Annotated in this window: 2 protein-coding genes; both read left to right on the top strand. The window is 46.3% G+C overall.

Annotated features, from left to right (window positions below; genetic code table 11):
- Positions 1-400 precede the first annotated feature (400 nt).
- Positions 401-1,603: a bacillomycin D biosynthesis malonyl-CoA transacylase BamD gene (gene bamD, locus U2H13_RS09640; RefSeq protein ID WP_015417573.1), complete on the top strand. Its 1,203-nt coding sequence runs from the start codon at positions 401-403 to the stop codon at positions 1,601-1,603.
- A 19-nt stretch (positions 1,604-1,622) separates the two neighbouring features.
- Complete coding sequence (gene bamA / locus U2H13_RS09635) at positions 1,623-13,571, top strand: bacillomycin D hybrid PKS/NRPS BamA (RefSeq protein ID WP_376700793.1); 11,949 nt, start codon at positions 1,623-1,625, stop codon at positions 13,569-13,571.
- The last annotated feature ends 36 nt before the right edge of the window (positions 13,572-13,607 follow it).

The following is a 13,607-nucleotide window of genomic DNA, read 5'->3' as shown; positions in this document are numbered from 1 at the left end:
CCAGATCCATCTCTTGCACCGCATTTATAATCAAGCGCAATCAGTTTACAATCCTTCACAGATATACAAATGGATTTTTACAATAAACAGAAAATATGTAATTTCTGACACAATAATGCCAATAGCCCTAAAACATATGAAACATGAAGAGCGCGACCTAAGTGAAGAAGAGCCGGTAACAGGCTCCACCCCGGCTTTCATCATCTCTCTTTAAGACTGATTTTCGGTGAAATCCCCATGTTTTATTTTATGAATAAATATATCTAATTCGTTTGTGAAAACGAACAATAACTCCTCCGAAAGTATTCTATACACATTTGTTATAATCATGCTAGGATGTTAGATAAAGGGATAATTTGTAGGATATTGTATTTTTGCTCAATATGATCGGAGGAATCTCATGAACAATCTTGCCTTTTTATTTCCTGGACAAGGGTCTCAATTTGTAGGAATGGGCAAACAATTTTGGAATGATTTTGTGCTCGCAAAGAGATTGTTTGAAGAAGCGAGCGATGCGATCTCCTTGGATGTAAAAAAACTGTGTTTTAACGGAGATATGAATGAATTGACAAAGACAATGAACGCGCAGCCCGCTATTTTAACGGTCAGTGTGATTGCTTTTCAAGTGTATATGCAGGAAATAGGGGTGGAGCCCCGCTTCCTGGCAGGCCATAGCTTAGGCGAATATTCAGCGCTTGTCTGTGCCGGCGCCCTTTCTTTTCAGGATGCCGTTACACTTGTAAGGGAGCGGGGAATTCTTATGCAAAATGCGGATCCCCATCAGCAGGGGACGATGGCCGCCGTGACACAGCTCTCTCTCCAAACGTTGCAGGAAATATGTTCGAAAGTATCGACGGAAGACTTTCCGGCAGGTGTAGCCTGCATGAATTCAGAACAGCAGCATGTGATTTCCGGACACCGGCAAGCTGTGGAACGTGTCATCAAGATGGCGGAGGAAAAGGGTGCGGCATACACTTATTTGAATGTCAGTGCGCCTTTTCACAGTTCGATGATACGATCAGCCTCCGAACAATTCCAGACTGTTTTACACCGGTATTCTTTCCGGGATGCCGCATGGCCGATCATTTCAAATGTCACCGCGCGCCCTTACAGCAGCGGAAATTCGATCAGCGAACATCTCAAGCAGCACATGACGATGCCGGTTAGATGGACAGAATCGATGCATTATTTGCTTTTACATGGAGTCACAGAAGTTATCGAAATGGGTCCGAACAATGTCTTAGCCGGTCTGCTGAGAAAAACAACGAATCACATTGTACCTTATCCCTTAGGACAGACATCTGATGTTCACTTGCTTTCCAATTCAGCGGAAAGAAAGAAACATATTGTCCGTTTACGCAAAAAACAACTGAATAAATTGATGATTCAATCCGTCATTGCGCGAAATTACAACAAGGATTCAGCGGCTTATTCCAATATGACGACGCCATTATTTACGCAAATCCAAGAGCTGAAAGAGAGAATGAAAAGGCATGAAGACGTGCTTTCAGAACAAGAACTCGAACATTCGATCCATTTATGCAAATTAATTTGCGAGGCTAAACAGCTTCCGGATTGGGAAGAATTGCGGATTTTAAAATAAAGCGCCCAGGAGGGGACCTATGTATACCAGTCAATTCCAAACCTTAGTAGATGTCATTCGGGAAAGAAGCAATATCTCTGATCGCGGGATCCGTTTTATCGAATCCGATAAAAACGAGACGGTTGTCTCTTATCGCCAATTGTTTGAAGAGGCGCAAGGGTATCTTGGCTATTTACAGCATCTCGGCATTAAGCCGAAGCAGGAAATTGTATTTCAAATCCAAGAAAACAAATCATTTGTCGTTGCTTTTTGGGCTTGTATATTAGGAGGAATGATCCCGGTTCCGGTCAGTATCGGAGAAGATGATGACCATAAACTGAAGGTCTGGCGCATTTGGAATATATTAAATCATCCCTTTCTGATTGCCTCTGAAAAAGTATTGGACAAAATAAAGAAATACGCTGCAGAACACGATTTACAGGATTTCCATCATCAATTAAACGAAAAATCTGACGTCATTCAAGATCAAACCTACGATTACCCCGCTTCATTTTATGAACCTGATGCGGATGAACTCGCCTTTATCCAATTTTCTTCCGGATCGACAGGAGATCCAAAAGGAGTCATGTTAACGCATCACAACTTAATACATAACACGTGTGCCATTGGGACTGCCCTACACGTTCATTCGAAAGACTCTTTCTTATCATGGATGCCCTTAACGCATGATATGGGGCTCATCGCCTGCCACCTTGTTCCCTTCATAACCGGAATCAATCAAAATCTGATGCCTACAGAGTTATTTATTCGCAGACCTATTCTTTGGATGAAAAAAGCTCATGAACATAAAGCCAGTATTCTATCCTCTCCTAATTTCGGATACAACTACTTCCTTAAATTTCTGAAAAACGAACCAGACTGGGATTTATCCCACATCAAGGTCATCGCAAACGGTGCAGAACCGATATTGCCGGAGCTCTGTGACGAATTTTTGAAAAGATGCGCAGCATTCAATCTGAAAAGATCCGCCATTTTGAATGTTTACGGTTTAGCGGAAGCGTCGGTCGGCGCAGCATTCTCTAAATTAGGTGAAGAATTCGTTCCCGTTTATTTGCATCGTGACTATTTAAATCTTGGTGAAAGAGCTGTAAAAGTCAGCAAAGAGGACCAAAATTGCGCTTCATTCGTCGAGGTGGGACAACCTATTGACTATTGTCAGCTTCGGATCTCCGATGAAACAAATGAAAGAGTAGAAGACGGAATCATCGGCCATATCCACATCAAAGGAGACAATGTGACGCAAGGGTATTATAACAACCCAGAGAGTACGGAAAAAGCGCTGACTTCTGACGGCTGGGTAAAAACGGGAGACCTCGGATTCATTAGTGAAAGGGGTAACTTAGTCGTAACCGGAAGAGAAAAGGACATTATTTTCGTGAACGGAAAAAATATCTACCCGCACGATATTGAACGGGTCGCGATTGAAATGGAAGAGGTTGACTTAGGAAGGGTTGCCGCCTGCGGTGTATATGATCAAAAGACGCAAAGCGGAGAAATCGTGCTCTTTGTTGTTTACAAAAAATCACCTGAAAAATTCGCACCGCTTGTCAAAGAGATAAAAAAGCATTTGTACAAGCGGGGCGGCTGGAGCATAAAAGAAGTCCTTCCGATCCGAAAACTCCCTAAAACAACCAGCGGAAAGGTTAAACGCTACGAACTTGCCAGACAGTATGAGGCAGGGAATTTTTCAACAGAGTCTGCCGCCATCAATGAATGTTTGGAGAGCAGCCCGGAAACATCCGGACAGACACCCATTCATGAGATAGAAACGGAATTGCTGTCTATCTTTTCCGATGTGCTCAACGGGAAAAAGGTTCACCTCGCTGACAGTTATTTTGATATGGGAGCAAATTCATTACAGTTATCGCAGATTGCCGAGCGCATAGAACAGAAATTCGGACGCGAGCTTGCCGTTTCAGATCTCTTTACGTATCCTTCTATCACTGATTTAGCGGCATATCTGTCTGAAAGCCGGGCTGAAATCAAGCAGGACGCGGCCGCGAAACCAAGCCATGTGACACCGAAAGATATCGCCATTATCGGGATGTCGCTCAATGTCCCGGGAGCGTCAACGAAAAGTGATTTTTGGAATCTGCTTGAAAAAGGTGAGCACAGCATTCGAGAATACCCCGAATCCCGGCTGAAAGATGCGGCGGATTATTTAAAATCCATCCAAAGCGAGTTCAATGAGAGTCAGTTTGTGAAGGGCGGCTATTTAGATGAAATCGACCGCTTTGATTATTCGTTCTTCGGTTTAGCCCCTAAAGCGGCTCAGTTTATGGACCCTAACCAAAGACTGTTTTTGCAGTCTGCATGGCATGCGATTGAAGATGCGGGCTATGCCGGCGGCAGCATGAACGGGAGCCGTGTCGGGGTATATGCGGGGTACTCGAAGGTGGGCTACGATTATGAACGTCTCCTTTCTGCGAATTATCCGGAGGAACTTCATCAATATATCGTGGGCAATCTCCCTTCCGTGCTAGCCAGCCGAATCGCTTATTTCTTAAATTTAAAAGGGCCGGCGGTCACAGTGGATACGGCATGCTCCTCATCGCTTGCCGCCGTTCATATGGCATGTAAATCTTTAATATCCGGCGATTGTGAAATGGCCCTTGCCGGAGGTATCCGAACATCGCTCTTGCCGATCTGTATCGGACTTGATATGGAATCTTCGGACGGGTACACGAAAACGTTCAGCAAAGATTCAGACGGCACGGGCACAGGTGAAGGCGCGGCCGCAGTCTTGCTAAAACCTTTGCAGGATGCTGTTCGCGACGGAGACCATATTTACGGCGTAATCAAGGGAAGCGCGCTGAATCAAGACGGAACAACCGCCGGGATTACAGCACCGAATCCGGCAGCTCAGACTGAGGTCATTGAAACGGCTTGGAAAGACGCGGGCATTGCCCCTGAAACACTGTCTTTCATCGAAGCGCATGGCACCGGAACGAAGCTCGGCGATCCGGTTGAATTTAACGGGCTTTGTAAAGCGTTTGAAAAGTATACGGCAAAAAAACAATTTTGTGCGATTGGTTCTGTTAAATCAAACATCGGTCATTTGTTTGAAGCGGCAGGCATCGTCGGGCTGATCAAATCTGTCCTCATGCTGAATCACAAGAAAAATCCGCCGTTAGCGCACTTTAATGAACCTAATCCGCTCATTCATTTTCACTCTTCACCATTTTACGTAAACCAGGAAGCTGCAGCGTTCACATCCGGTGATGAGCCGCTGCGAGGAGGAGTCAGCTCATTTGGTTTTAGCGGAACAAACGCTCATGTGGTATTGGAAGAATATATTTCTCAAAGTGAGTATGCACCCGAGGATGAACATGGGCCGCACCTGTTTGTTTTATCCGCTCATACTGAAAAATCACTCTATGAACTCGCACAGCAGTACTTGCAATATGTATCGGGTGACAGCCAAGCTTCATTAAAGTCCATTTGCTATACAGCAAGTACGGGCAGGGCTCATTTGGATCATGGCATTGCCATGATTGTATCCGGTAAGCAAGAATTATCGGATAAGCTGACCCGCCTGATTCAGGGAGACAGAAACCTTCCCGGTGTATACATCGGTTACAAGAATATGAAGGAAATGCTGCCTGCCCATAAAGAAGAGCTGAATCAACAAGCAGCCGCTCTGATTAAGCAGCGTTTACGTACGCAAGATGAACGGATCACATGGCTGCATCGCGCAGCCGAATTATTTGTGCAAGGAGCCGTTATCGATTGGCGCGCGCTTTATTCCGGTGAAACTGTACAAAAGACGCCATTGCCCCTGTATCCGTTTGAACGGAGCCGATGCTGGGCTGAAGCTGACCAATTGCGCTTAAACGAGGGCGAAAAGAAAGGAGGAGCAGCATTGAATATCAATCAATCGAAAGCGCACATTGAATCCTTCCTGAAAACTGTAATCAGCAACGCTTCAGGGATCAGGGGAGAGGAACTCGATCTGAATGCTCATTTTATCGGGCTCGGAATGGATTCTATCATGCTGTCACAGGTCAAAAAAGCCATCGCGGACGAATTTGGGGTAGATATCCCGATGGATCGTTTTTTTGATACGTTGACCAACCTTCAAAGTGTCATAGATTACTTGGCTGATACCGTTCCATCGTCCTTTGCATCCGCTCCGCCTCAAGAGAATGTTCCGGCGCAGGAAAAACAGGTCATTTCAGAAGCGCAGCCTGAATCGGATCGCAGAGATGGTCATCAAGAGTATACGCTCGAAAAAATAATCGCATCTCAGAATCAATTAATTCAGGATGCCTTGCAAGCTCAATTAAATAGCTTTAATTTGCTGAGAAACAGCGGACATCATTCCGACGAGAAAGAATACGCTAAAGCGCAAGAGAAATCAATTCCTTCTGTCAAGCAGGGGCCTCCGACCGTCAATGCAGAACAGAAAGCGGCTCAAGAAGCGAAACCCTATGTTCCTTTCCAGCCTCAGAACCTGAATGATCAGGGACACTATACCGCACGGCAAAAACAATACTTAGAAGATTTCATCAAGAAATACGCAGATAAAACGAAAGGTTCCAAACAATATACGGACAACACCCGATTTGCTCATGCAAACAACCGCAATTTGTCCAGCTTCCGTTCGTATTGGAAAGAAATCGTATACCCGATTATCGCCGAACGTTCTGACGGTTCTAAAATGTGGGATATTGACGGAAATGAATATATCGATATCACCATGGGATTCGGGGTTAACCTTTTCGGGCATCATCCTTCCTTTATTACACAGGTTATCGATGATTCAACCCGTTCATCATTGCCTCCGCTGGGCCCGATGTCAGATGTCGCCGGTGAAGTTGCCGACCGGATCCGCACATGTACCGGAGTGGAAAGGGTCGCTTTCTATAATTCCGGAACAGAGGCCGTCATGGTTGCCCTGCGTTTGGCGCGGGCGGCAACAGGAAGAAAGAAAGTCGTGGCGTTCTCAGGATCTTATCACGGGACGTTTGACGGCGTATTAGGGGTTGCTGGCACAAAAGGCGGGGCTGCGTCTGCGAATCCGCTGGCTCCGGGCATATTGCAGAGCTTTATGGATGATTTGATTATTTTACATTACAACAATCCCGATTCGCTGGATGTGATCCGCAGTCTTGGTGATGAATTGGCAGCCGTACTGGTGGAACCGGTACAAAGCCGCAGACCGGATTTGCAGCCGCAGGCATTTTTGAAAGAATTGCGGGCGATCACGCGGCAATCCGGAACAGCTCTGATTATGGATGAAATTATTACCGGATTTCGGATCGGTCTCGGCGGCGCACAGGAATGGTTCGGCATTCAGGCTGATTTAGTGACCTACGGAAAAATCATCGGCGGCGGACAGCCGTTAGGGGTAGTTGCCGGAAAAGCTGAGTTCATGAATGCGATCGACGGGGGTACCTGGCAGTATGGGGACGATTCCTACCCGCAAGACGAGGCGAAACGCACGTTTGTGGCCGGCACCTTCAATACTCACCCGCTTACCATGAGGATGTCATTAGCCGTCCTTCGCCATTTACAAACCGAAGGAGAACATCTGTATGAGCAGCTTAATCAAAAAACAGCCTACCTGGTCGATGAGCTGAATCGCTGCTTCGAACAAGCGCAAGTGCCTATCCGCATGGTTCGATTCGGTTCTTTATTCCGGTTTGTCTCATCGCTTGATAATGACTTGTTCTTTTACCATCTCAACTATAAAGGGGTCTATGTATGGGAGGGACGCAACTGCTTCTTGTCTGCGGCGCATACCACGGATGATATCGAAAATATTATTCAAGCGGTGAAAGACACGGTGGAGGATCTTCGCCGAGGCGGATTTATTCCGGAAGGTCCGGATTCCCCTGATGGCGGAGGCCGTAAAAAGTCCGGGACGCGCGAGCTTTCACCTGAACAAAAGCAGTTGGTTATGGCATCCCATTACGGGAATGAAGCTTCCGCCGCTTTAAACCAGTCCATTATGCTGAAAGTGAAGGGCGAACTGCAGCATACACCATTAAAACAAGCCGTCCGGCATATCGTTGACCGTCATGAAGCTTTACGTACGGTGATTCATCCCGATGACGAGGTACAGCAAGTGCAGGAACGGATGAATATAGATATACCTGTCATTGATTTTACCGGCCTCCCGCATGAACATCGGGGGCCGGAAATCCAAAAATGGCTGACAGAAGATGCCAAGCGGCCGTTTCATTTCCATGAACAAAAGCCTTTGTTTAGAATCCATGTGCTTACATCGGCTCACAATGAACATCTGATTGTGCTCACGTTCCATCATATCATTGCCGATGGATGGTCAATCGCCGTTTTTGTTCAAGAACTGGAGAGCAACTACGCGGCAATAGTACAAGGAAAACCGATTTCGCCGAAAGAGGCAGATGTTTCGTTTCGCCAATACTTAGACTGGCAGCAGGCACAGATTGACAGCGGCCATTATGAAGAAGGGGTCCGTTATTGGCGGCGTCATTTCTCTGAACCGATACAGCAGCCAATTCTGCCAAGCACAGCTTCTGTCCGTTATCCGAACGGGTATGAGGGAGACCGGTGTACCGTCAGGCTTGGACGGCCATTGAGCGAGGCTTTAAGGTCATTAAGCATTCAGATGAAAAATAGCGTATTTGTGACGATGCTGGGCGCATTTCATCTTTTTCTGCACCGGCTTACCAAACAGTCAGGCCTTGTGATCGGGATCCCCGCAGCAGGTCAATCGCATATGAAACAGCATGCTCTGATTGGAAATTGCGTCAATATGATTCCGGTGAAGAACACGTCTTCTTCAGAAAGCACTTTATCCGGTTATCTTGGCAATATGAAAGAAAGCGTGAATCTTGCAATGCGGCACCAAGCCGTCCCGATGACATTGGTGGCCAGAGAGCTTCCGCACGATCAAGTGCCGGATATGCGTATTATCTTTAATTTAGACAGGCCTTTTCGAAAGCTGCATTTCGGAAAGGCGGAGGCGGAGCCCGTTGCATACCCGGTAAAATGCACCCTGTACGATTTATTTCTTAACATAACTGACGCGCATCAAGAATATGTTCTTGATTTCGACTTTAATACGAACGTCATCAGTCCGGAAATCATGAAAAAGTGGGGAGCGGGTTTTACAAAATTGCTGCAAAAAATGGTTGAGGGAGATTCAATCCCTCTTGGCGCCATGATGATGTTTTCCGATGAAGAACAGCATGATTTACAAGCACTTTACGCCGAACACCAGAAGCGGGTCTCTTCAATAGGAAGCAATACGGCAAATTTTACTGAAGTCTATGAGGCGCCGGTAAATGAAACGGAGCGGCAGCTGGCGCGGATTTGGGAGGAACTTTTCGGCCTTGAACGGGTCGGCAGATCAGATCGCTTCCTGGCTCTGGGAGGAAACTCACTCCAGGCGACGCTTATGCTTTCCAAAGTTCAGAAGACATTTCATCAAAAGGTTTCCATCGGACAATTTTTTAATCACCAGACTGTTAAGGAATTAGCACGTTTCATTCAGAACGAAACGAAAGTCGTGCACCTCCCGATGAAGGCTGCCGAGAAAAAAGCGTATTACCCGACATCGCCGGCGCAGCAAAGAGTATATTTCCTGCACCAACTGGAACCGGATCAGCTGGCGCAAAATATGTTCGGCCACATCTCAATAACAGGGAAGTACGATGAGCAAGCCCTGATCTCATCTCTTCAACAAGTGATGCAGCGGCACGAAGCGTTTCGCACGTATTTCGACATTATAGATGGCGATATCGTTCAGAAACTTGAAAACGAAGTTGATTTTAACGTTCATGTCCGGACAATGAGCCGGGACGAATTTGATGCCTATTCAGAAGGGTTTGTAAAACCGTTCCGCCTGGACCAAGCTCCGTTAGTTCGTGCGGAGCTGATCAAGATTGAAAACGAGCAGGCAGAACTGCTCATCGATATGCATCATATCATTTCGGACGGTTATTCCGTCAACATCCTTACAAATGAATTGCTGGCTTTATATCATCAGAAACCATTACCGGACATTGAATTTGAATATAAAGATTTCGCAGAATGGCAAAACCAACGGCTGAATGACGATGCCATGAAGCGGCAGGAGACATATTGGCTGGAACAATTTCAAGACGAAATTCCCATCCTTGACCTGCCGACAGACGGTTCAAAAGCGGCAGAACGGTCTTCTGAGGGACAGCGTGTGACATGCTCCTTACAGCCGGATGTCATCCGTTCGCTTCAAGACTTGGCACAAAAGGCGGAAACGACTCTCTATACGGTGCTTCTGGCCGCCTATAATGTGCTGCTTCATAAATATACAGGACAAGAAGACATTGTCGTTGGCACGCCTGCATCAGGAAGAAATCATCCGGATATCGAAAAGATCATCGGTATTTTCATACAAACCATTGGAATCCGGACGAAGCCGCACGCCAATAGAACGTTTACGGATTATCTGGAAGAAGTAAAGCGGCAGACGCTTGACGCTTTCGAAAACCAAGACTATCCATTCGACCGGCTTGTGGAAAAATTAAATGTACAGCGGGAAACAACCGGAAAGTCTCTGTTTAACACGATGTTTGTGTTTCAAAACATTGAATTTCATGAAATCCGGCACAATGAATGTACATTTAAAGTGAAAGAACGAAATCCAGGGGTCTCTTTATATGATTTGATGCTCACGATCGAAGATGCCGGTCAACAGATAGAGATGCATTTTGATTATAAACCGGGACGATTCACAAAAGACACCATTGAACAGATCACCAGACACTATACCGGCATTTTAAACAGCCTTGTTGAGCAGCCGGAGATGACATTGTCTTCCGTTCCTATGCTGTCTGAAACCGAACGGCATCAACTGCTGACGGAGTGTAATGGCACAAAGACGCCGTATCCGCATAAGGAAACGGTATATCGGTGGTTTGAAATGCAGGCGGAACAGAGTCCCGATCATGAAGCCGTTATTTTTGGCAATGAGCGGTATACGTACAGACAGCTCAATGAACGGGCGAACCGATTGGCGCGGACGTTACGGACAAAAGGCGTACAAGCGGATCAATTCGTTGCCATCATCTGCCCGCATCGGATCGAGCTGATTGTCGGAATTTTGGCTGTTCTGAAAGCAGGCGGCGCATACGTGCCCATTGATCCTGAATATCCGGAAGATCGGATTCAATATATGCTGAGAGATTCAAGAGCGGAGGTTGTGTTGACACAGCGCAGCCTGCTGGATCAATTACCGTATGATGGCGACATTGTGCTTTTGGATGAGGAAAACTCATACCATGAGGATCACTCGAATCTTGAATCGGGCAGCGATGCGCATGATTTGGCCTACATGATCTATACGTCAGGTTCCACGGGAAATCCAAAAGGTGTACTCATTGAGCATCAGGGGCTGGCTAATTATATTTGGTGGGCGAAAGAGGTTTATGTAAGAGGTGAGAAAACCAACTTCCCATTATACTCTTCCATCTCTTTCGATCTGACTGTGACCTCGATATTTACACCGCTGGTTACGGGAAATACCATCATTGTCTTTGCCGGCGAAGATAAAAGCGCTGTGCTTTCAGAGATTATGCGGGACTCAAGAATAGACATGATCAAATTGACTCCGGCACATCTGCACGTTATCAAGGAGATGAACATCGCTGGCGGCACCGCAATACGGAAAATGATTGTCGGCGGAGAAAATTTAAGCACCCGTCTGGCCAAAAGTGTCAGCGAGCAGTTTAAAGGCCGGCTGGACATTTTCAATGAATACGGACCGACGGAAGCTGTCGTCGGATGTATGATTTATCACTTCGACGCAGAACGGGACAAGCGGGAATTTGTCCCGATCGGCACTCCGGCTGCCAACACGGATATTTATGTGGCCGATGCAAGCAGAAACCTGGTTCCGTTCGGGGTAATCGGCGAAATATATATCAGCGGACCGGGTGTTGCCAGAGGGTATTGGAACCGCCCGGATTTAACGGCAGAGAAATTTGTTGAAAACCCGTATGTCCCGGGAGCGAAGATGTACAAATCAGGGGATTTGGCTAAGCGATTGAAGGACGGAAATCTTGTATATATTGGGCGCGTTGATGAACAGGTCAAAATCAGGGGACACCGAATCGAGCTTGGTGAAATTGAAGCGGCAATGCATAACGCGGAAGCGGTGCAAAAAGCCGCGGTTACAGTGAAAGAAGAAGAAGACGGCTTAAAACAATTATGCGCGTATTACGTAAGCGACAAGCCTATAGCGGCTGCGCAGCTTAGGGAACAATTGTCATCGCAGCTTCCGGACTACATGGTTCCGTCCTATTTTGTCCATCTGGAGCATATGCCGTTAACATCCAACGGGAAAATAAACCGTAAGGCACTGCCTGCACCAGAAGCGAGTCTGCAGCAGACAGCTGAATATGTTCCGCCGGGTAATGAGACGGAGTCCAAACTGACAGATTTATGGAAGGAAGTGCTCGGAATAAGCCATGCGGGGATCAAACATAATTTCTTTGATCTCGGAGGCAACTCCATCCGAGCTGCTGCCTTAGCCGCCAGAATTCACAAAGAGCTGGATGTGAATCTGTCTCTCAAAGACATATTCAAGTTTCCTACCATTGAACAATTGGCTGACAAGGCGTTACACATGGACAAAAATCGATATGTACCGATTCCGGCTGCAAAGGAAATGCCATATTATCCGGTTTCTTCAGCTCAGAGGCGGATGTATTTGTTAAGTCACACAGAAGGCGGCGAGCTGACTTACAATATGACGGGTGCCATGAATGTGGAAGGGACGATCGATCCCGAACGGTTAAACGCCGCTTTCCGAAAATTAATCGCGCGTCATGAAGCGTTGCGGACCAGCTTTGATTTATATGAAGGCGAGCCGGCACAGCGTATTCATCAGAACGTCGACTTTACGATAGAACGAATTCAAGCAAGCGAAGAAGAAGCGGAAGACCGTGTGCTTGATTTCATCAAAGCGTTTGACTTAGCCAAACCGCCCCTGATGCGGGCCGGACTGATTGAAATTGAACCTGCGCGGCACGTGCTTGTGGTTGATATGCATCATATCATTTCTGACGGCGTGTCCGTCAATATTCTGATGAAAGATTTAAGCCGAATCTACGAGGGGAACGAACCGGACCCGCTCTCTATTCAATATAAAGACTTTGCAGTTTGGCAGCAATCGGACATTCAGAAACGGAACATCAAGAGCCAGGAAGCGTATTGGCTGGATCAGTTTCACGGTGATATTCCTGTACTGGATATGCCTGCGGATTATGAGCGGCCTGCCATACGCGATTACGAAGGCGAATCATTTGAATTTCTTATACCCGAACACTTGAAACAGCGTTTAAGCCAAATGGAAGAAGACACAGGAGCAACACTGTATATGATTTTATTGGCAGCCTATACGATTCTTTTATCCAAATACAGCGGACAAGAAGATATTATCGTAGGAACGCCATCTGCCGGGCGGACTCATTTGGATGTAGAGCCGGTCGTGGGAATGTTCGTCAATACGTTAGTCATTCGCAATCACCCGGCGGGCCGTAAAACATTTGATGCCTACTTAAACGAAGTAAAAGAAAACATGCTGAACGCCTATAAAAATCAAGACTATCCATTGGAAGAATTAATTCAGCATCTGCATCTTCCAAAAGATTCAAGCCGTAATCCTTTATTCGATACGATGTTTGTGCTGCAAAATCTTGATCATGCTGAATTGACTTTCGATTCCCTTCAACTCAAGCCGTATCCATTTCATCATCCGGTTGCCAAATTCGATTTGACCTTGTCGATTCAGGCGGACCGCGACAACTATCACGGACTGTTTGAATATTCGAAAAAACTGTTTAAGAAAAGCAGAATCGAGGTTTTATCAAACGACTACTTACACATCCTATCGGCGATTTTGGAACAGCCTAGCATTCTAATCGAACATATCGGATTGAGCGGCAGCAATGAGGAAGAAGAGAACGCGCTTGATTCTATTCAATTGAACTTTTAGGGAAAAGCATTATTTCTTTAAATTATATAAAATGAG

Origin of the sequence: Bacillus sp. A1 (assembly GCF_042296235.1) — a bacterium.
Classification (GTDB): Bacteria; Bacillota; Bacilli; order Bacillales; family Bacillaceae; genus Bacillus; species Bacillus velezensis.
The sequence above is the reverse complement of the archived record's forward strand: the minus strand, read 5'-3'. Positions and strand labels throughout refer to the sequence as shown.

Bases quoted from the DNA above. Each gene is read 5' to 3' on its own strand.
- bamD (WP_015417573.1), top strand. From the start codon at position 401: ATGAACAATCTTGCCTTTTTATTTCCTGGACAAGGGTCTCAATTTGTA.
- bamA (WP_376700793.1), top strand. From the start codon at position 1,623: ATGTATACCAGTCAATTCCAAACCTTAGTAGATGTCATTCGGGAAAGA.